Genomic DNA, 19,487 nt, shown 5'->3' with positions numbered 1-19,487 from the left:
GGGCTCCTGGGCTGTTCATGTCCGGCTCCGGCGGGTCCAGGGGGTGAGGAGCGCGCGGGCTCCGCGGGTCTTGCCGGACCGGCGGCTGCGCGGGTCGAGCCGGTCCCGTACGCCGTCGCCGAGCAGGTTGAAGCCGACGGCGAGCACGACGATCGCGAGTCCGGGGATGGTGGCGACGTGCGGGGCGGTGACCAGCAGGGCGCGGCCGCCGCTGAGCATCTGGCCCCAGTCGGGGGTGGGCGGCTGGGCGCCGAGCCCGAGGAAGGCGAGGCTGGAGCCGAGGATGACGTTGCGGCCGGTCTGGAGGGTGGCGAAGACGACGAGGCCGCCGAGCAGGTTGGGCGCGATGTGCCGGAACGCGATCCGCAGATGGCTGTAGCCGAGGGCTCCGGCGGCCTCGACGTACTGCTCCTGGCGCAGCGAGACGACGTTGCCGCGGACGATCCGGCCGAACTCGGGGACGGTGACGACGACCATGGCGATGACCATGGAGGTGACGCCGGGGCCGAGGGCGACGCCGATGCCGAGGGCGAGCAGGATGCCGGGGAAGGAGAACATCACGTCGAAGACGCGCATCAGGAAGCTGTCGAGCCAGCCGCCGACGTAGCCGGACAGCAGTCCGAGGCAGCCGCCGATGGCGAGGGCGAGCAGGGTCGGCAGCACGGCGACGAGCAGGGCGAGCCGGGTGCCGTGCATCAGCCGGCTGAGGATGTCGCGGCCGACCTCGTCGGTGCCGAGGAGATGGCCGCCGCTGAAGGGGCCGAGGCCGACGGACGACGGGTTGGTGCCGAGCGGGTCATGGGGGGCGATCCACGGGGCGAGGATCGCGACCAGGACGGTGACGGCGAGGATGGCGCCGCCGATGAGGGCGGTGACGTGGGAGCCGGTCAGCGCGCGCGGGAGGCGCGCCCGGCGGGTGGCGGGGGCCCGGGTGGTGGCGGGGGCCGGTGCCGCGGTGGCCTTCATGGCTGTGCTCTCCCTCACCGGCGGCGGATGGTGGTGTAGTCGACGTAGACGGAGGCGGCGGGGACGACTCCGTCGATCTTGCGGCTCAGCAGCCGGGGCAGCCGGTCCTGGTAGAGGAAGACCCAGGGGGCGTCGGCGCCGATCCCGTCGGCGGCCTGGCGGTAGAGCGACATCCGGCGGTTCTCGTCGGGTTCGCCGCGGGCCCGGTCGAGGAGGGTGTCGACGCGTGCGTCGCGGTACCAGCCGCGGTTGACGCCGTCGGGCGGGTGGAGCGCGCCGCTGAACATCCGTTCCAGGAAGTCGGCGGCGTCGGCGCCGGTGGTCCAGCCGTTGAACGAGCCGTGGGTGCCGTTCTCGTAGCCCTTGCCCTCCACGGCGACCAGGGACGCGAACTCCATGTACTGGACGTCGAGGCGGACGCCGACGGCTTTGAGGTCCTGCTGGATCAGCGACATGATCTCGGTGGCCTGGGAGAAGCCGGGGCCGCTGTCGGGGGCGAGCAGCTTGAGGCGGACGGGGGTGGGCACCCCGCTCTCCCGGATGAGGCGGCGGGCCAGTTCGGGGTCGTGGTCGTAGGCGGTGGCAGCGCCGGCGGAGGGTTCCTGGTAGGCCTCGTTGCCGCGGGGCAGGGGTCCGGTGGAGGGGGCGACCTGGCCGCCGGTGAGGGTGGCGACGGCCTCGCGGTCGACGGCGTGGTTGAGGGCGCGGCGGAAGGTGGTGTTGTCGGTGGGCGCGGTGCGGGTGTTGAGGCGCAGGAAGTACTGGTTGGCGGGTTCGGGGTACTGGACGGTCATGGTGCCGCGTCCGGCGAGCTGCTGGACCTGCTGGGCCCCGGCGCTGAGGATCGCGTCGATCTCGCCGGTCTGGGCGGCGATGGCGAGGGTGGTGGGGTCGGTGACGGACTCCACGATGATGGTGGGGGTCCGGGGTGCGCCGCCCCAGTAGTCGTCGTTGCGCTTGAGGGTGACGCGTTTGCCGTGGTCGGCCTTGTCCTGGGTGAAGGCGCCGGTGCCGACGGGGTGCAGGCCGATGTCGTCGGGCCGGTGGGCGCGCAGCGCCCGGGGGCTGATGATCGACATCCGGCGGTCGGTGAGCATCCGGGGCAGTCCCGCGTAGGGGCGGGTGAGCCGGAGGGCGACGGTGTGGGTGCCGGTGACGTCGACGCGTTCGATCCAGCGGGTCAGGAACTTCATGTTCCCGGCGGCGGTGGGGTCGTGGACCGGGGACTTCTCGTCCATGATCCGGTCGAAGTTGGTGCGGACGGCGGCGGCGTCGAACGGCGTCCCGTCGGTGAAGGTGACGCCTTCGCGCAGTGCCAGGGTGACGGTGAGGGCGTCGGGGGCGACCGTCCAGGACTTCGCGAGCGAGGGCCGCAGGGCGGGCGCGCGGTCGGTCCTGGTGCCGAGTTCCTCGCGGATGAGCGGGTCGAAGAGGGCGTCGGTGACCCGCAGTCCGACGGTTCCCGAGAGGCGGTGCGGGTCGAGGGCGGGTATCTCGCCCTCGGCGCCGATGACGAGGGTGTGCGGGTCGCGTCCGAAGGACGGGTTGGCGCCGCATCCGGTGAGGAGGACCCCGGTGACGGCCGCGGTGGCGACGGCCGCACGCAGGCGTGCTCCTCGCGGGCGTGGTCTTCGCGGGCGGGGCGGCCCGTGGCGGAGCGAAAGCCTCATGGTGTTCGCCTTTGTTCGTCGTGGAGGTCGGTCAGGACCGCGGTGGCCGCGTTGCGGCCCGGGGTCCCGGTGACGTAGCCGCCGGGCCAGGTCCCCGACCCGCTGAGGTAGAAGCCGGTGAGCGGGGTGCGGTACCCCGCGACGGCGGGGTGCGGCCGGGCGCCGAAGAGATTCACGGGCAGCATGTCGCCGTGGGTGATGTTGCTTCCGGGGAGGCCGAGTTCGTTCTCGATCTCGACGGGGTTCATGAAGCGGTGGGCCACGATCCGGTCGGCGATGCCCGGCATGAGCGCGGCGAGCGTGTCGACGCAGGCGCGGCCGAACTCCTCGGTGCGGGTGGTGTCCCAGGGGCCGTCGTGCGGGGTGTGCGGGGCGTGCCAGGCGTTGACGCTGATGAGGTGGGTGCCCCGGGGGGTGAGCCCGGGTGAGGTGAGGGTCGGGACCAGTCCCCACACCAGGGGGCGGCCCGCGACCCGTCCGGCGAGGGCGGCGGTGACCGACTCCTCGATCCCGTCGAGCGGGGCGCCCACCCGGAACTGGCAGGCTCGTACCCGGTCGGGGTCGGTGCCGTCGGGCAGTCCGGCGTACCCGGGCAGCGAGTCGACCTCCAGGACCACCTTGAACGCGGAGCCGCGCATCGGGGTGGCGGTGATCTCGTCGCGGACGGTGGCGCCCATCGCCGTGTCGTCGAGCAGGTCCCGGAAGAGATGGACGGGGTTGACCGCCGAGATCACCCGGGGCGCGGTGAACTCCTCGCCGCACACGGTGACCACGCCCCGCACCCCGTCCGGTCCGTGCAGGACACGGTCCACGGGCGCGCTGGTCCGCAGCTCCACGCCGTGGGCGCGGCAGCTGCTCGCCAGCGCGTCGATGATCGCGCTCATGGAGCCGACGGGCAGTCCGGTCGAGCCGCGCAGCGCGACGCGTTCGGCGTCGGCGGGCCGTCCGGCGCCGGCGGCGGCCAGTGCGAAGGGCCGCATCATCAGGCCGACGGCGGTGCCGGGGGCGGAGGGCGGGACGAGGTGCGCGTTGAGGGCGAGCATCGCGAGCAGGGTCTTGGCCTGGTCGGAGCGCAGATGTCCGTCGAGCAGATCGGTGAGGCTGCCGTCGAAGACCTCGGCGAACAGGGCCTTGTCGGCCGGGTCGGTGAGCCGCTCGCGCAGGACGTCCAGGGTGGGCGGCGCCGCGTCGAGGGACACCCGCAGGCTCGCGCCGAGCCGTTCGAGGCCGCTGATCAGCGCCCGGTAGCGGTCGGCCTCGCCGGGGGCGAACGCGTCGAGCTGGGCGTCGACCCGGGCGGGGTCGCGCCAGCCGAGGAAGCTGCGTCCGCCGAACTGCTGGACGACGGTGGGGTCGGCGCGGACGAAGCGCAGACCGTGCCCGGCGAGCCCGAGTTCGGTGACCACGGCCGGGTTGAGCGAGCCGGGCGAGTTGGTGAAGGACAGCCTGCGGCCGGGCAGGAACTCGTAGCCGCCGCAGGGCCCGCCGAGCTGCGGCCTGGCTTCGAGGACGGCGACCCGCAGTCCCGCGCGGCCCAGATAGGCGGCGGCCACCAGCCCGTTGTGGCCGCCTCCGACGATCACGGCGTCGTACCGGTTCATGACGGTCGGCTCCTTCCCTGGCCTAGGCCGGGGGTCAGTTCGCCGGACCGGCCACGAAGCCGGACTCGAACATGCGCAGCCAGTTGCCGCCGGATATCCGCGCCACCTCGCTGTCGGTGAAGCCGCGGCGCAGGAGTTCCGCCTGGACGTCGGCGTAGCCGCGGCCGGCGGCGAACCAGTCGGGGAACTCGACGGGCCCGGAGATCGGCACCATGGGCTTGCGGCTCCAGCGGCCCTGGCGCCACCAGTGGAGTTCCTCGTCGCCCTGTCCGGCGTAGTAGTCGGAGCCGAGGCCGACATGGTCGACGCCGATGAGTTCGACGGTGTAGGCGACCATGTCGCAGAACTGGGCGACGGTGCAGTCGACGCCGCTCGGGGCGATCCGGGGGTACATGCTGAGGCCGACCACACCGCCGGACTCCGCGGCCTTCTTGAGGACGGTGTCGGACTTGTTGCGGAACGCGAGTTCCACGTCCTCGCCGACGAATCCGCGCGGGTTGGAGTGGGTGACGGCGACGGGCCGCTCGGAGGTCTCCAGGGCTTCCAGGGAGGTGCGCTCGTTGCAGTGGGAGATGTCGATGAGCATGCCGACCCGGTTCATCTCCCGGACCAGGTTGACGCCGTAGGTGCGGGAGAGTCCCGCGTCGTCGCCCTCCCAGCAGCCCGCGCCCGCGGAGTTCTGGGTGTTGTAGGTGAGCTGGGCGATCCGGACGCCCGCCTGGTGGAAGGCGCCGACGAGGTCGAGGTCGTCCTCGAAGGGGCTGCTGTTCTGGAAGCCGAGGACGACGGCGGTGCGGCCCTGCTCACCGGCCGCGCGGATGTCGTCGGCGGAGCGGCCCTCGCACAGCAGGTCGGCGTTCTCCGCGAGCAGCCGCTGCCAGCGGCCGACCTCGCGCATGGTCTCGGTGGAGTCCTCCCAGATCGCGACGGTCGCGTGGACCGCGGTGATCCCCGCGGCGTGCCACTCCTCGAAGCGTTCCCGGGCGGGCTTCACGAACTGCAATGCGTCGACGAGCACGTTCATTTCCTTTGTTCGGCCGGGCGGCGGGTGTTCGGGGGCGGGACCGGGTCAGACGGTCCGGCCGAGGCGGCCGAGCTGGGGGATCTCGTCGCGCAGTCCGAGGTGGCGCAGCGCGGCCCACAGCGACGCCTGGTTGCTGGTGACGACGGGACGGCCGGTGTCCATCTCCAGGTACGGCAGCACCTCGAACGTGCGGAACGTGCCGCAGGAGATCAGCAGGGCGTCGGCGTCGGGGGCGGCCTTGTGCAGCCGCCGGCCGAGCCGGTACGCGCTGTCGGCGTCATGGACGCTGGCCTCGTACGGGTCGGTCATCTGGAGTCCCTCGACGGCGGCGACCTCGAAGCCGAGGGCCGTGAGGTAGACCCGCAGGGCCTCGTTGACCTCGTCCGTGTAGATGCTGCCGACGGCGACCGAGGTGGCGCCGACGGCGCGCAGGGCGTCGACCGTGGCCTGCATCATGGTGATCGCGGGGACACCGGTCTCGGCGGTGATCTCGTCGGTGACCTTCTGGTCGGTGCCCACTCCCGGGATGAAGGTGCCGGGGGCGCCGCACTGGACGATCAGGTCGACCTTGGCGGTGGCGAGCTGCCGGGACGCTTCGAGCACCTGGCCCATCATGACCCGCAGCCCCTCCGCGTCGACCCGGGGAACGATGGTGCGGGCGTCCGCGAAGGCGACACCGGTGGGCGCCACCGAGCGCCATTCCTCGGCTCCCTCGATCGCGGTCGCGGGGCGGATCTGTCCGATTCGTGCACGCCAGCCGAGCAGCATATGGCACTTCTCCTGATTTTCGGGTTATCTACGGAACTGTCGAGTGTTTTCGCGTAGCGACGCGACGTTCGGCGGCGCGGGCGGTTCTCGCGGTCGCCCTGACCCCCCGCGTACCGGGCGGGACCTGCGGCTCCTGGCCGGAACCTTGTGGAGCCCGTGCGGGGCGGATGCCCTCCGGCGCCTTCCGGGATCGGCCGGAAACTGACACCCTCCTCGATCTGGGACAGTGGACCAGATCGCTTGGGACAACGTACCTACGCCGTTCGAGCGAGGTCAATGGGTGTAGTGAGGTCAACCGGAGACGATCATCGGACGAAACCGATGGCCGGATACCGCCCTGCTGGTGAAAGGCGTGCCGGACGGTCCGGGGTACCACCGCGACGGGCGGTCCGGGGCACGACGAAGGACCCCGCCGGTGAGGGGACCTCACGGGCGGGGCGCTGGGACGACGGCCACGGGGACGGGCCGGGGGTGTGCTCGGCCGGGACGGCCGGGACGGCCTACCGGGGCCGGGGAGGTCAGAGCCGGGCGGGGCGCGGCGGTACGGCGCGGGTGCGAGGCCCGGACAGCTACCCGGGCCGGACAGGTCACCCCGGCTGGTCGGTAGCGGGGCCGGACGGTCAGCCGGGCCGGACGGTCAGCCCGGCTGGTGCCAGCGCAGCGTGATCTGCGCGGCGGCCGACCGCAGGACGGGGACCAGCTCGGTCATCCGGTCGTCGGTGAGCCGCGCCTCGGGCCCGTAGATGCTCAGCGCGGCGCTGACGGTCCCCTGGGTGCCGATCGGTACGGCGACCCCGCAGCCGCCGTTGATCCACTCGCCCCGGCTGAACGCGTATCCGCGCGCGCGGGTCTCCTCGACGCGACGGGTCAGCGTCGCGGCGTCATCGCCGTCGTCACCGGGGCCGGAGCCGGAACCGGCCGCCGTGTGCTCGCGTACGAGGTGCTCCAGCCGCTCCTTGGGCAGCATCGCCAGCAGCATCCGGCCGGTGGCGCCCGCGAACAGCGAGTACGGCCGGCCCACACCGGTGATCAGACGCAGCGGCTGGGAGCTCTCCACCTCGTGCACCGTGACCCGCCGGCCGTCCACGACGGTGGAGACACAGGCCGTCTCCCCCGTCACGGCCGCGATCCGGGCCGTGACCTCGGCGGCGGCGCCCACCAGATCGCTGTTGGCGGCGTGCTTCCACGCCAGGGTGAGCGCGGCGGGGCCGATCACGTACTTGCGGGTGCTCTCGTCGGCGACCGCGAGGCCCACCCGTTCCAGCGAGGCGAGGATGCGCTGGGTGGAGCTCTTGCTGATCAGCAGATCGCGGCTCAGCTCCCGTACCCCGCGCGGCCGGTCGGCGTCGGCGATGGCCTTGAGCACCAGCAGCGCGTGGTCCACGATCTGTACGGTGCCGCCGCCCCGGGCCCCCCGGTCCGCGTCGTCCGACGGCTCAGGCTCCGGTCCGTTCGCGGTGGCCATCACACCCGGTCCTCTCCCTCGGGAAGCACGAGCCGGACGCGGGCCCCGCCGCAGCGGAGGGTTCCTGGGCGATCCGTGAGGGCTGCGTGATCTATCGGACGGGATTATCACATAGCCACCACCCCCCGTCACCTCGCGGTCCGCCCCGCCCCCGCGCTCCCCGTCGCCCACCCGGGCCGCCCGCGCCGGGGCCCGCGCGCACCCGGACCGGCGCACCCCGCCCGAACCGCCCACGACGGCCCCTCGGCGGACCTGTCGGCGAACTTGCCCGGACCCGTCGGCGGACCCGTCGGCGGACCTGTCGGCGGGCTCTCGGCGGGCCTGTGGACGGTCTGTCGGTGATCTGTAGGCGATCTGTCGGTGCTCCGCCGCCCGGACCGGGCCGGGACCCCGTTCCGTGTCGGCGGACTGTCGGTGGCGGATGGCACGCTCGACGCATGAGCCGATCCGACCGCACCACCCGAAACTCCGCCGGGGGCATCGCCGTATCCGTCCGGGGACTCCACAAGCACTACGGCACGACGAAGGCCCTCGACGGGGTCGACCTCGATGTCGCGGAGGGCACGGTGATGGGGGTCCTCGGTCCCAACGGCGCCGGCAAGACCACCCTCGTACGGTGCCTGTCCACCCTGATCACCCCGGACTCGGGCACCGCGACCGTCGCCGGGTACGACGTGGTCCGCCAGCCGTACGCGCTGCGCCGGGTGATCGGCCTGACCGGCCAGTACGCCTCCGTGGACGAGAAGCTGTCCGGCCGCGAGAACCTGATCCTCATCGGCCGCCTCCTCGACCTGACCCGCAAGGGCGCCCGGACGCGGGCCGATGAACTCCTGGAGCGGTTCTCCCTCACGGAGGCCGCGCTGCGACCCGCGAAGACGTACTCCGGCGGGATGCGCCGCAGGCTCGACCTCGCCGCGTCCATGATCGGCGACCCGGCCGTCCTCTATCTGGACGAGCCGACGACGGGACTCGACCCCCGTACCCGCAACGAGGTGTGGGACGAGGTCAAGCGGATGGTCGGGGACGGGGTCACCGTCCTGCTCACCACCCAGTACATGGAGGAGGCCGAACAGCTCGCCGGGGAACTCACCGTCATCGACCGGGGCAAGGTCATCGCGGGCGGCAAGGTCCACGACCTGAAGGCCAAGGTCGGCGGCCGGACCCTGCGGGTGCGCCCCACCGACCCGCAGGAGCTGTGGCCCACCGCCAGGGCGCTCGACGACTCCGGCCTCACCGGCCTGGGCCTCGCCACCGTCGACGCCGACTCCGGCACCGTCCTCGTCCCGATCCTCAGCGACGAACAGCTCACCGCCGTCGTCACGCTGCTCTCCTCCCGGGGCACCACCCTCGCCTCGATCACCACCGAACTGCCCAGCCTGGACGAGGTGTTCCTGTCCCTCACCGGCCACCGGCCGACCACCGGGCAGGACACCCCCGCCCCCGCCCTGGAGGAGGCCGCCGTATGAGCGCCACGACCCTGAAGCCGCCCACCGACGCACCCGCCGCCCCGGCCGTCCACAAGGACGAGAGCCGGATCGGTCCGCGGGCCCATGTCCGCCACACCACCGCCCTGGTCCGCCGGAACCTGCTGTGGATCAGACAGGACCCGGAGTCGATGTTCGACGTCGTACTGATGCCGATCGTCCTGACCCTGCTGTTCGTGTTCGTCTTCGGCGGCGCGATCGCGGGCGACCAGGAGACGTACGTCAACTACGTGGTCCCGGGCCTGATGGCGATGATGGGCATGAACATCGCGATGGGGGTGGGCACCGGATTCAACCAGGACTTCCAGACGGGGGTCATGGACCGGTTCCGCTCCCTGCCGATAGCCCGCTCCTCGGTGCTGATCGCCAAGATCATCGTCGAGATCGGCCGGATGCTCGTCGCGACCTCGATCCTGCTCGCCGTCGGCTTCGCCATCGGACTGTCCGTGGACAGCGTGCCGGGCCTGCTGGCCGCCGTCGGACTGTCCCTGGTGTTCGGCTCCGCCCTGATGTGGATCTTCCTCACCATGGGTGTGATGATGAAGAACGCGCAGGCCATCCAGGGCATGGCCATGCTGGTCCTGATGCCGCTCCAGTTCGGCTCGTCCATCTTCGCGCCGACGGAGTCCATGCCCGGCTGGCTCCAGACGTTCACCGGCTACAACCCGCTGTCGTCCCTCGCGGACGCCGCCCGCAACCTGATCAACGGCGGCCCGCTGGCCCACGACGTCCTGATGGTCCTGCTGTGGTCGGGCGCGATCACCGCGGTCATGGCCCCGGTCGCGATCCACAAGTACCGCACCCGGACCTGACGGCCGTACCCCCGGGCCCGCGTTCCCGCCGGGCGGGAACGCGAGCCCGGGAAACCCGGTGAGGGGGGCCGGTCACACCAGCGCGCTCGCGGTCTCCAGGGTCAGTCCGGCGCCCTCCGCGAACGCCGCGTCGAACACCTCCGGGTCCAGCGCCGCGCGGGTCGCCTTCTCGGCCGCGGCCCATGTCTCACGGTCCGCGGCCGTGTCGCAGTGCCGCGCGGGCAGCAGCGCCCGGGACGCGCCCAGCAGCAGCGCCGCGTCCCGGGCGCGCGCGCCGCCGTCGCGTCGGGCGAGCGCGAGGGCGCCGGTCAGCAGATGCTGCGCCCCGAGGTGCGGTGCCATCATCCGGCACATCGGGTCGGCGGCCCCGACCAGCGCGGTCCGCAGCTTCGCGAGACCCGCGTCGAACTCCCCGTCGAGGATGTCGAGCCATGCCTCGATCCCGGTGATGAACCCGTCGAAGACGACGAACCCGGCCGCGGTGAACTTCTCCCGCAGCAGCCGCAGATGCTCCCGCGCCTCGGCCCGGCGCCCGGTCCGGCCCAGATACATCGCGAGGAACAGCCGCGAGGTCGGCATCGCGCCGTTGTTGCCCTGCTCCGCGTTGTCGTGGATCACCTGGCGCAGCAGTTCCTCGCCCCGCAGCGCGTCCGCGCCCCCGATCTCCAGCCAGACGCCCGCGAGCCGCGCGCTGAGCACCGAGACCTGCGCGTGCGCGCCGAGGCTCCGCGAGTGCTCGATGGCCGCCCCGAAGTCGGCGGCGGCCCGCGCGTGGTCGCCCCGCCGCTCGTACGCCTCCCCGCGCGCCGACAGCGACTCCGCCGCGCCCCAGGCGTCACCGAGCCGCAGGAAGATCCCGAGGGCCTCGTCGGCGTCCCGGGTGGCGTCGCCGTTCCACTCGGTGCGGTTGGCGAGGATGTTGGCCCGCATCTGGAGGGCCTGGCCCAGCTCCCACGCGTAGCCGAGGTCCCGGCAGGTCTGGACCGTCCCGTCGACGACCTCGTGCAGCTGGTCCAGGTCACCGGTGAGCAGCACCGCGAAGAACCACAGGTATCCGGGGGTACGGCAGGTCTGCGGCAGCCCCGGCCGGTAGGTGGCGGCGACCCTGCGCAGCCGGTCCTGGGCCCCCGAGTTCTGCCAGGCGTCCAGATCCATGTCCATGCAGGCCAGTTGGATGAGGTGGACCCCGCGCCGGGCCTCGGTGAGCACCTCGGGCCGCATCGGCGGCGGGGCGGCGGTGACGGGCTCGTACAGCGGGAGCGCGGGGGTCACCGGCGGGGCGAACGGGTCGGGGCCGAGCGCGCCCGCCTCCCGTGACCAGTTGCGGGCGTCGGTCCGCAGATCACGGATCTGCCAGAACCAGCCCAGGGACAGCACCAGGCACAGCGACTCCTGCTCGTCCCGGGCGGCGACGGCGTGCCGCAGCGCGGTCCGCAGGTTCTCGTACTCGGTGGTGAGCAGCCGGATCGCCGCCGGTTGTCCGCCGCCCCGCAGCAGCGGGTCGGTGGTACGGGCGACCTCGCGGTAGTGGACGAGATGGGCGCGTTCGGTGGGGGCCCGGTCGTCGGCCAGGTCGAGTTGTTCGGCGGCGTACTCCCCGACGGTCTCCAGGAGCCGGTACCGCATGGGTCCGTCGGGTCCGGGCGCGGCGACCACGAGGGACTTGTCGACCAGCGAACCGAGCGCGTCGAGGGCCGCGGGCCCGCACACGTCCTCGGCGGCGGCCAGATCGCAGCCGCCCGCGAAGACGGACAGCCGCCGCAGCACGGTGCGTTCGTCGCCGTCGAGCAGTTCCCATGACCAGTCGACGACCGCGCGCAGCGTCTGCTGCCGGGGCAGCACGGTCCGCGCGCCGCTGGTCAGCAGCCGGAAGCGGTCGTCGAGCCGGTCAGCGATCTGCCGGGGGGTGAGCATCCGCAGCCGGGCGGCGGCGAGTTCGATGGCGAGCGGCAGCCCGTCGAGGCGGCGGCAGATCTCGGCGGCGGCGCCCGGGTCGTCCGCGATCCGGAACCCGGGCCGCGCGGCGGCCCCCCGGTCCGCGAACAGCCGCATCGCGAAGGGTTCCGGCAGGGGCTCCACCGGCCGCAGCGACTCCCCCGGCACCCCGAGCGGTTCCCGGCTGGTGGCCAGGACCGTCAGCCCCGGACAGCGGGCCAGCAGGTACTCGGCGAGGTGGGCGGCGGCGCCGACGACGTGCTCGCAGTTGTCGAGGATCAGCAGCATCCGGCGGGACGCGCAGTGCTCGGCGAGCCGGACCAGCGGCTCGACGGGGTGCCGTTCGGTGACGGCCCGGATCTCCTCGGCACCGGCCCCGCGCAGCACGGTCTGCCGGGCACCGAGCGCGGTGAGCACCGCGTCCGGTACGTCGTCGGGGTCGTCGACGGGCGCGAGTTCGGCTATCCAGACCCCGTCGGGCACATCGCCCGCGACGCTCTCCCCGGCCTCCTGCGACAACCGCGTCTTCCCCGCGCCCCCCGGCCCCAGCAGGGTGATGAGCCGCGCCCGGCCGAGATCGTCCCGGATCGCCACGAGGTCGCGTTCCCGCCCGACGAAGGAGGTGAGCCGCGCCCGCAGATTCCCCTGGGCCGGGGGGCCGACGGGGGCGGGCCGCCCGGGTGCGGCGGAGTCGGCGGGGTCCCCGGGTGCGGCGGAGTCGGCGGGTGCGGCGGGTTCGAGGGAGTCGGCGGGCGCGGCGGAGTCCCCGGGCGCGGCGGGTACGGCGGGTTGTCCCGGTGCCGTCGGCCGTCCGGCCGCGGCGCAGTCCCGGGGTGCGGTCGGCCCGGCAGGTGCGGTGGGCGGGCCGGTGGGCGAGGGGCCGGTGGGCGCTTGGTCGGCGGAGTCCCGGGGTGCCGTCGGCCCGGCAGGTGCGGTGGGCGGGCCCGCCGGGGCGATGCCGGTGGCGCGGCCGGTGAGTCCGGTGAGGTACGTGCCGGCGCCCCGGCCCGTGGCGATGGTGCGCCTGGGCACGGTGTCCGGGGACGCGGAATCCGAAGGTATGAGGTCCGGGGGCGCGGCGTCCGGGGAGACGGGGTCCGGCGATTCGGGGCCCGGAGGTGTGGGGCCCGGAGGTATGGGGCTGGGGGGCGCGGGCTCCGGGGACGGGGATACGGCAGCGGGTGGTGCGGAGCCCAGGGGTACCGGGGCCGGGGGTACCGGGGCCGGGGCTGCCGGGGCCCGGGGCGGGGCCGGGGGTGCGGTCCGGGCGCCGGGCGGGCGCAGCAGTGCGTCGTGCAGGGCGCGCAGTTCCGGTCCGGGGTCGGTGCCGAGCCGTTCGACGAGCGTCTCGCGGACGGTGCCGTACGCGGCGAGGGCCTGGGCCGGGCGGCCGGTGTCGCGCAGGGCGCGGATACGCAGTGCCTGGAGCGGTTCGTCCAGCGGGTGGGCCTCGCACAGGGCGGTCAGCTCCGGCAGGGCGCGGTCCGCGTCCCCGAGGGCGACGACGGCGGTGAGCCGGTCCCGCCGGGCGCTCAGCCGCAGGGCGTCCGTCCGGGCGGTGGCGCCGTTGCGGCCGGGGAGGTCGGCGAGGGCGGGGCCCCGCCACAGGGCCAGGGCGTCGTTCAGGACGACCGCCGCCTTGGCGGGATCGCCGTCGGCGAGGGCTCGGGCGCCTTCCCCGGTGAGCCATTCGAAGCGGTGCAGGTCGATGTCGTCGGGCTCGGCGCGCAGCCGGTAGCCGCGCTCCACCGACTCGACGGCGTCCGCGCCGAGTGCCCGTCGCAGCCGTCCCACGAGGGCCTGGAGGGCGGCGGTGGCGTCGGCGGGCGGTTCGTCGCCCCACACCTCGTCCACCAGCACGGCCACCGGTACGGTACGGCCGGCCCGCAGGGCGAGCACGGTCAGCAGTGCGCGCAGCCGGGCGCCGCCGACGGGCAGCGGGGTTCCGTCGGCGCGCGATGCCTGGGTGGTGCCGAGAATGCGGTAGCGCACGAGGTCCATTGTCTCCGCTTGTCGCGGTGCCTGAGGCACGAGGTGAGGAACGGGGCGGTTCCCACCCCACAACACCCCCACCCTCCCCGGAACTCCCGCCCCGCCGCGAGACGTTTTCGCGGTGGGCGCGCCGAAGCGGAACCCGCGCCTCGCGGATTCCCGGCGGGGTCCGACGATTGCGGCTCACCCGGCGCGTCGAGTCACGAAGTGATCACGATCTGTTAGTTCGGTGCTGGGAAGGACGCTCGATCGGGCGCACTCACGAGGTGCCGAGGTGGTCGTCGGCGATCGCGTCCATCAGCAGCTCGTCGCAGGGGCGGCCCAGCCAGTAGCCGGACTGCCGCAGGCGGCCCGCAGGCTGGAATCCTGCCTTCTGGTAGGCCGCGATGCCTGATGCGTTCGGCGCAAGGACCTTAAGCCAGACCATGCGCAGGGCGGCGTACTCGAACGCCCACCGAAGCGTCAGTGCGGTGGCCTCCGGGGCCAGGCCTTGGCCCCGGGCTTCGGGGGCCAGCAGGATCACGAACTCCGCCGTCCGCACGGCCCCGTCGATCTGAAGAGTCGTGATCCCGACCGGCCTGTGATCGTCCGTGGTGATCACCTCGAACTGCGGATAGTCGCGGTTGGCCTGCTGGCCTTCCCAGCCTCCGGCCCGGACCTCCCACGACTGAGTGACCTGGGTGCCGAATCCGAGAATCGTGCCGGGGTCGTTCTCCCAGCGGTGGTAGGCGGGCAGGTGATCGCGGTCGGGCATCGCCAGACTGACGCGCTGTCCGGGCAGGAGGATATGCGGAGCGGTCATCGGTTCTTCTTCCATGCGGACTCTGGTGCGTTGATGGGCGTGTAGTGGTCGGTGTGGACGGGTTCGTCGATCGGACGGCCTTGAAGGTCACAGATCCAGGCATGCAGGCGTATCGGGTCGGTGGCAAGGCCGTGCCGCCAGGCTCCTCCACGACCGCCGAGCATGAGCAGCAACGAAGCGGCGGTGGACTCTTCCAGACACGCGATACGGGCTGGAAGGGCCTGCGCTGCCCAGCGCACCGAGCGGACAGCCTGCCGGGCGTGGTTGCTGGTGGGGAGGGGAAGTTCCCGGCCTGCTTCAGCGAGGCGGACCAAACGGCCAAACCTTGTGCGCGTGCGGCCGATCTGCCGGACGGCGAGGGTGATCACCAGGAGCACCAGCGCAGCCGCGCGGAAGGGCCACGACGACCCAGGTGAGGGTTCCAGTCGGGCGGGTGACTCATGGGTGCCCCAGGAGACCTCGGAGGCGCGAATGGCGATGGGTACGGGTGCTGCGCTGTTCTCCAGGGAGGCGAGCCAGCGGGTCAGGGTATCGCCGGTGAGAACGACGGTTTCGCCGGTCCGGTAGTTGACGATCACTCCTGCCTCATCGGTGAGCGCGGTACGTGTGTGCTTATCCGGGGCCGGGTTCCTCACGCTGTCTCCTCCCATCGAACGTGGCGGGTGGCAGTTCCAGAGATCCGGAGCCACAGCTCAGCGCCCAGGACGGGCTCGATCAATCCCCACGGGATGTCCACGCCGAGCATGGCGCGGCGGAGGAGCGAACGCAGGACCGCAGGGCGGACGAGCCCGAGATCTCCGAGGTGGCCGTCTGCGAGGTCCAGGACGCGCGCCTCGTTGGCGCGGAGGCCATGGTGGTGATCCACCGCGAACAGGCCCTTGGCACCACGCTGTACCACTTCCTCCGGCAAGAGGTCCTTGACGGCGTCGGCCAGCAGAGGCTTGTACCGGTGAGCCGACCATCGGTCCAGGGAGGGGGCGGCCAACACCCCCTCTACAAGACGGGCATCGGTGTACGGGTTGTGCATCTCGATACCGAACGCGGTGGCCAGCTGGCTCTCCGCCGCGGCTGTGCGGCCCACATACCGGGCTTCGGCCAGGAGGTAGCGGTCAGCGTGACCCAGGACCGGCAGGGGGTGGGGCGCGATGACAGCCTCGGCCATGTCGGTGGTGTGACCGCTCAGCCATGGCTTCGGCAGGGTGCCACTCAGGCGTCCGGGCGTTCTCCAGGCTGCGGCCAGGGCCGGCCAGGGGCTCGCCCGGTTGAGGCGGGCCCATGACTGAGCGTCTCTGGCCAGCCGGAGGACGCGCCCTGAGCGGGCAAGATCCGCGAAGTGGACCGGGGGCGGCATGAACAGGGTGTCACCGCCGTCTCCGGTCAGATGAACTGAGGCACCCTCGGATACCAACATGACGAATTGGGAAAAGAGTTGGGCGATGGTGATAGTGGAGGGGGCGGGCTCGTCCGTGAGGACGAGCGCGTCAAGGTCCGTGAAGGGCAGGTGCTCCCGGCCCAGGGGCATGAAACGGTGCCGGATGGACGGGAAGGCGCGAGCCACCATACGGGCGTGGTCAGCGTCGCCGCCGGTGTCCCTCCCGGTCGGGTGGTAGGTGATCCCGGTGACCGTGCCGCGCCGGGCGGCATGAGCGGCGAGGGAACTTGAGTCCAGGCCGCCGGACAGGTCCGAGGACGTCGGCCGTCCGTCCACTCGGACGCGGACACCGCCCGCGATGTCCTCGCGCAACCGGTCCACAGCCTCGGACCGGGTGCAGGTGCGTGACCGCCAGTACGGAGCACTGGCGGAGACGCCCTCGGTGGTTGCTGTCCACCTGCATCCGGGCGGGACCTGTTCGACGCCGGACCAGGCCGAGCGGCCGGGAACCCACTCGGTCGGAGACGCCAGGTGGGCAGCTAGCCAAGCGGTGTCGGGCTTGCCGCCGAGCAGTGAGGCGAGCGCCATCGAACTGGACGCCCACATGGCTGTCCCGTTCACCTGGGCGGTATAGAGAGGGCAAGCGCCGGCCGGATCGGCCCACAGGGTCAGAGTGCCCTTCCCATCATCCAGGACCAGCGCGTACGCGCCAGGCCACGCGGTCGCCGCGGCGTCAAGATCGTTCATGCCGACGGACTCGACCAGCCGGTTCAGTTCCGCGTCCGCAGCGGCGCACGGACCGAACACCGCGAGCCGTCGCCCGTTCGCTGTCCTTGACGCACGCACCGAGGTCGCGACCGTCCAGACTTGGGAGTCCGGCCACATCAACCGGGCACCGACGGGAGTGCGGGTCGTACCGGGTGGGCCGACAGCTCCACCGAACCAGCCCATGTGATCATCTCCATGCTTTCGAGCCTGGGAAGGGTGCGGCGGCATCTCAAGGGTGGGGTGCCGCCGCCGTGCTGTCAGCCGGTGTACGGGGAACGCTTGCTCTCCACGCTGTTGGTGGTGTTGCCCCTTGTCAGGAGCGTCGCGTCCTCCAGGACCACGATCTCGTCGTCCGTCTCGGTGTCGAGCCGGGGGGTTACCGCCATAACGTCTTCACCTCCTTTCCTTCCTCGCTCACGGGGCGACACTGTTCTCGCCGTGATGGTGCGATCTCCCAGGCGCGTTGATCCACAACCTCCAGACAGCGCCTTGAGCGTGTCCGCCATACAAAGGCCGCCTGGTACCGGGACTGTCCGATCGGGGAACGCACCTCAGTCAACTCCGGTGCGCAGAAGCCCAACAGGGCATATCGCAAGGCACATCGCAGGCACTCGCAAGGCTCGATGCCCGCTAGGCTTTCCGGCGCCCCGACTCGACCAGCGGACGGCGGGATGATGGCGAACGAGAGCCTGCGAAGGCTCAGACACGAGCGGCGTTGGACTCAGGCACAGGTCGCGGAGCGCGTCTGTGCGCAGGTCCAAACAGCCACGGGACGGAACCCGGACCTTGACGCGAACTGGATCTCCCGTCTCGAACGCGGGGCGATCACCTGGCCCTCCGGTGAGTACAGGGCGGCCTTGTGCGCGGTGTTTCAGGTATCCGGCGAGGTAGAGCTGGGCTTGTGCCCAAAGGAGCCTGCCGGGCGGAGGGGCGCGCCTTCCGCACCGGGGCGCACAGACGATGTGCGCGGTTTCTCCACCGACACGGAGCTGTCCTCCCGGCTTGCCCGATACGCTGCGGAGACCAACGTCAACGCTCTTGTGCTGGAACAGTTCGACGCTGACGTGGCACGACTCTCAGAGGGTTTTGTCAGTCGGCCGCTGTCCTTGCTGATCCCGGAGATCCGCTCGGTGCGTACGGAGGTGTTCCGGCTGCTCGAAGGACGCCAGCGCCCCGGCCAGACACAGCATCTGTATGTGGTCGCGGGCTGGTTGTGCGGCCTCGCGGCACATGTGTCGCTCGATCTCGGCGACCGCTCCTCGGCTTCCACCCATGCTCGTACCGTGGTGCAGTGCGCGGAGATCGCAGAACACTCGACGCTGGGGTCCTGGGCGCGATCGTTCCAGTCACTGGCCGCCTACTGGGCGGGAGAGCACGGGAGGGCGGCAGATCTTGCCCGGGCAGGGCGGGAGAAGGGCCGGGGCCCAGGCACAGGGACGATCAAGGCCCGGCTACTGAGTGAGCCTGGAGGCACGGGCCCTGGCGGCCCGGGGCGACAGGCACGAGGCGTTGCGCTCGCTCGCGCTTGCCCATGAAGCGCGCAGCGCTGCGGAACGGGATGAATTGGCCGGGGTCTTCTCGTTTCCCGAGGCGAAGCAATGGACCTACGCCGGAACCACCCTGCTGACGGTCGGGGGGCGCGAGCAGGTTCAGCTGGCGATCACCGCGTCCAACCGCGCGGTGGAGCTGTACCAGGCAGGGCCGGAAGGAGACCGCTCCTCCGGCGATCTGCACGCCGCACATCTGGATCTGGCCACCGCCTACCTCGCGAGCGGTGAGGTGGAAGGAGCCGACGCGGAACTCTCCGAGGTGCTCGGTGCCGAGGAGTACACCGCCAGCATCACCATCAGGCTTCGCAATCTGGCCACGCTCCTGGGCAGCGGACCGTACCGTGACACCCGGTCGGTGATCGGTCTTCGTGAGCGTGTCCGTGAGATGACCGACCGTCCCGCTCCCGTCAGCCGTCCCACGGAGCCGCGATGACCACCCAGCCCGCGAACGACGACGCCCTGGTCACCGACCGGGGCCTGCTGTCCACCAAGGCGTACGGCACAGGCCGGCATCTGGCCGCTCGCCAGTCCCTCTATCAGTGGCAGACCCCGCGCCACGACCTGCCGGGCATCGTCGTGCGCGAGTTGGCCGGCGTAGGAGGCCCTGTCGCGGACGTGGGCTGCGGCAACGGGAGGTTCACCGCACGGGTGCGGGAGGAGCGGCCCGACCTGCCGCTGGTTCCCGTGGACATCTCGCAGGGCATCCTCGCGGGCGTTCCGGGAGCCGTCGTCGCGGACGCCGAGCAGCTTCCCTTCGCCGGTGGAGCCCTCGGCGCGGCCCTCGCGCCGCACATGCTGTACCACGCCGACGACCAGGCCCGGGCCGTGCGCGAACTGGGCCGGGTCCTGTCGCCCGGCGGCGTGGCGATCGTCTCCACCAACAGCGTGACCGACAAACGGGAACTGGAGAGCCTGTGGAAGCGGGCCGCCGGTGATGTGCTGGGTACTCCGGAAGGGCCGGACCGGGTGCGGCTGTCCGCCCGGTTCACCCTGGAGGACGCGCCGACGGTCCTCGGCGCGGTCTTCGGCGACATCCGTACGATCCTCCTGCCCGGGGTGATCGCGGTGACCGACGCCGAACCGGTGGTGGCCCACCTGGCCTCGTACGAGGCCTGGGCGGACCGGATGGGCGTCCCGTTCCTGGAAACCGTGGGGCGTGCCCGTGAGCGGGTCCAGGAGACGATCCGGGCCGAGGGCGCGTTCCGCGTCACTTGCCTGGCCGGGGTGCTCGTGTGCCGGGGGGCGCGGCAGGCCCGGACGTAGACGACCCGGCGTCCC

At 72.3% G+C, this 19,487-nt stretch carries 16 protein-coding genes; 5 read left to right on the top strand and 11 right to left on the bottom strand.

The window, feature by feature from the left end:
• Window positions 1-15: 15 nt before the first annotated feature.
• From OG711_RS28490 to OG711_RS28465, 6 genes are all read right to left on the bottom strand, one after another.
• A complete protein-coding gene (locus tag OG711_RS28490; protein ID WP_073791488.1) occupies window positions 16-966 on the bottom strand; it encodes an ABC transporter permease in 951 nt (316 codons plus the stop codon).
• Window positions 967-980: 14 nt separating this feature from the next.
• The gene (locus OG711_RS28485; RefSeq protein WP_073791491.1) at window positions 981-2,636 is read right to left on the bottom strand and encodes an ABC transporter substrate-binding protein; all 1,656 of its coding nucleotides are present in this window, start codon (window positions 2,634-2,636) and stop codon (window positions 981-983) included.
• Entirely contained in the window at window positions 2,633-4,237 is a 1,605-nt protein-coding gene (locus tag OG711_RS28480) for a phytoene desaturase family protein (protein WP_329561306.1), read from the bottom strand. Before OG711_RS28480 ends, OG711_RS28485 begins: the two co-directional genes overlap by 4 nt.
• Before the next feature lie 34 nt (window positions 4,238-4,271).
• The gene (locus OG711_RS28475; protein WP_073791738.1) at window positions 4,272-5,255 is read right to left on the bottom strand and encodes a membrane dipeptidase; all 984 of its coding nucleotides are present in this window, start codon (window positions 5,253-5,255) and stop codon (window positions 4,272-4,274) included.
• A gap of 51 nt (window positions 5,256-5,306) precedes the next feature.
• Window positions 5,307-6,029 carry a maleate cis-trans isomerase family protein gene (locus OG711_RS28470; RefSeq protein WP_073791496.1) on the bottom strand — a complete coding sequence of 241 codons (723 nt, stop codon included), beginning with the start codon at window positions 6,027-6,029 and terminating at the stop codon, window positions 5,307-5,309.
• Between the two features lie 637 nt (window positions 6,030-6,666).
• On the bottom strand, window positions 6,667-7,494 hold the full coding sequence (locus OG711_RS28465) for an IclR family transcriptional regulator (RefSeq protein ID WP_329561303.1): 828 nt from the start codon (window positions 7,492-7,494) through the stop codon (window positions 6,667-6,669).
• A gap of 437 nt (window positions 7,495-7,931) precedes the next feature.
• Here OG711_RS28465 and OG711_RS28460 point away from each other — a divergent pair, with 437 nt between their 5' ends.
• The gene (locus tag OG711_RS28460) at window positions 7,932-8,960 is read left to right on the top strand and encodes an ATP-binding cassette domain-containing protein (protein WP_329561301.1); all 1,029 of its coding nucleotides are present in this window, start codon (window positions 7,932-7,934) and stop codon (window positions 8,958-8,960) included.
• Window positions 8,957-9,790, top strand: coding sequence for an ABC transporter permease (locus OG711_RS28455; protein ID WP_329561299.1), 834 nt, complete (start codon window positions 8,957-8,959; stop codon window positions 9,788-9,790). Before OG711_RS28460 ends, OG711_RS28455 begins: the two co-directional genes overlap by 4 nt.
• Window positions 9,791-9,862: 72 nt before the next feature.
• On the opposite strand, the gene OG711_RS28450 is transcribed toward OG711_RS28455, so the two are convergent.
• The 5 genes from OG711_RS28450 to OG711_RS28430 form a co-directional block, all read right to left on the bottom strand.
• Window positions 9,863-13,726, bottom strand: coding sequence for an AfsR/SARP family transcriptional regulator (locus tag OG711_RS28450; protein WP_329561297.1), 3,864 nt, complete (start codon window positions 13,724-13,726; stop codon window positions 9,863-9,865).
• 250 nt (window positions 13,727-13,976) lie between these two features.
• Window positions 13,977-14,519 (bottom strand): GNAT family N-acetyltransferase, encoded by a 543-nt coding sequence (locus OG711_RS28445; RefSeq protein ID WP_329561295.1) that lies wholly within the window; start codon window positions 14,517-14,519, stop codon window positions 13,977-13,979.
• On the bottom strand, window positions 14,516-15,097 hold the full coding sequence (locus tag OG711_RS28440; protein WP_329561293.1) for a lasso peptide biosynthesis B2 protein: 582 nt from the start codon (window positions 15,095-15,097) through the stop codon (window positions 14,516-14,518). Before OG711_RS28440 ends, OG711_RS28445 begins: the two co-directional genes overlap by 4 nt.
• A gap of 53 nt (window positions 15,098-15,150) precedes the next feature.
• Window positions 15,151-16,842, bottom strand: coding sequence for an albusnodin/ikarugamycin family macrolactam cyclase (locus tag OG711_RS28435; RefSeq protein WP_329564105.1), 1,692 nt, complete (start codon window positions 16,840-16,842; stop codon window positions 15,151-15,153).
• Between the two features lie 74 nt (window positions 16,843-16,916).
• On the bottom strand, window positions 16,917-17,045 hold the full coding sequence (locus tag OG711_RS28430; protein ID WP_329561291.1) for a hypothetical protein: 129 nt from the start codon (window positions 17,043-17,045) through the stop codon (window positions 16,917-16,919).
• Between the two features lie 237 nt (window positions 17,046-17,282).
• On the opposite strand from OG711_RS28430, the gene OG711_RS28425 reads away from it, so the two are divergent.
• The 3 genes from OG711_RS28425 to OG711_RS28415 are packed head-to-tail and all read left to right on the top strand — an operon-like array spanning window position 17,283 to window position 19,472.
• A complete protein-coding gene (locus OG711_RS28425) occupies window positions 17,283-18,194 on the top strand; it encodes a helix-turn-helix transcriptional regulator (RefSeq protein WP_329561289.1) in 912 nt (303 codons plus the stop codon).
• On the top strand, window positions 18,118-18,642 hold the full coding sequence (locus tag OG711_RS28420; protein WP_329561287.1) for a hypothetical protein: 525 nt from the start codon (window positions 18,118-18,120) through the stop codon (window positions 18,640-18,642). The genes OG711_RS28425 and OG711_RS28420 overlap by 77 nt, the downstream gene beginning before the upstream one ends.
• Entirely contained in the window at window positions 18,639-19,472 is an 834-nt protein-coding gene (locus OG711_RS28415) for a class I SAM-dependent methyltransferase (protein ID WP_329561285.1), read from the top strand. The genes OG711_RS28420 and OG711_RS28415 overlap by 4 nt, the downstream gene beginning before the upstream one ends.
• Window positions 19,473-19,487 lie beyond the last annotated feature (15 nt).

This window comes from Streptomyces uncialis (assembly GCF_036250755.1).
Taxonomy (GTDB): domain Bacteria; phylum Actinomycetota; class Actinomycetes; order Streptomycetales; family Streptomycetaceae; genus Streptomyces; species Streptomyces uncialis.
The sequence above is the reverse complement of the archived record's forward strand: the minus strand, read 5'-3'. Positions and strand labels throughout refer to the sequence as shown.

Bases quoted from the DNA above. Each gene is read 5' to 3' on its own strand.
- OG711_RS28465 (WP_329561303.1), bottom strand. From the start codon at position 7,494: ATGGCCACCGCGAACGGACCGGAGCCTGAGCCGTCGGACGACGCGGAC.
- OG711_RS28415 (WP_329561285.1), top strand. From the start codon at position 18,639: ATGACCACCCAGCCCGCGAACGACGACGCCCTGGTCACCGACCGGGGC.
- OG711_RS28425 (WP_329561289.1), top strand. From the start codon at position 17,283: ATGCCCGCTAGGCTTTCCGGCGCCCCGACTCGACCAGCGGACGGCGGG.
- OG711_RS28455 (WP_329561299.1), top strand. From the start codon at position 8,957: ATGAGCGCCACGACCCTGAAGCCGCCCACCGACGCACCCGCCGCCCCG.
- OG711_RS28480 (WP_329561306.1), bottom strand. From the start codon at position 4,237: ATGAACCGGTACGACGCCGTGATCGTCGGAGGCGGCCACAACGGGCTG.
- OG711_RS28460 (WP_329561301.1), top strand. From the start codon at position 7,932: ATGAGCCGATCCGACCGCACCACCCGAAACTCCGCCGGGGGCATCGCC.
- OG711_RS28485 (WP_073791491.1), bottom strand. From the start codon at position 2,636: ATGAGGCTTTCGCTCCGCCACGGGCCGCCCCGCCCGCGAAGACCACGC.
- OG711_RS28470 (WP_073791496.1), bottom strand. From the start codon at position 6,029: ATGCTGCTCGGCTGGCGTGCACGAATCGGACAGATCCGCCCCGCGACC.
- OG711_RS28445 (WP_329561295.1), bottom strand. From the start codon at position 14,519: ATGACCGCTCCGCATATCCTCCTGCCCGGACAGCGCGTCAGTCTGGCG.
- OG711_RS28450 (WP_329561297.1), bottom strand. From the start codon at position 13,726: ATGGACCTCGTGCGCTACCGCATTCTCGGCACCACCCAGGCATCGCGC.
- OG711_RS28490 (WP_073791488.1), bottom strand. From the start codon at position 966: ATGAAGGCCACCGCGGCACCGGCCCCCGCCACCACCCGGGCCCCCGCC.
- OG711_RS28435 (WP_329564105.1), bottom strand. From the start codon at position 16,842: ATGGGCTGGTTCGGTGGAGCTGTCGGCCCACCCGGTACGACCCGCACT.
- OG711_RS28430 (WP_329561291.1), bottom strand. From the start codon at position 17,045: ATGGCGGTAACCCCCCGGCTCGACACCGAGACGGACGACGAGATCGTG.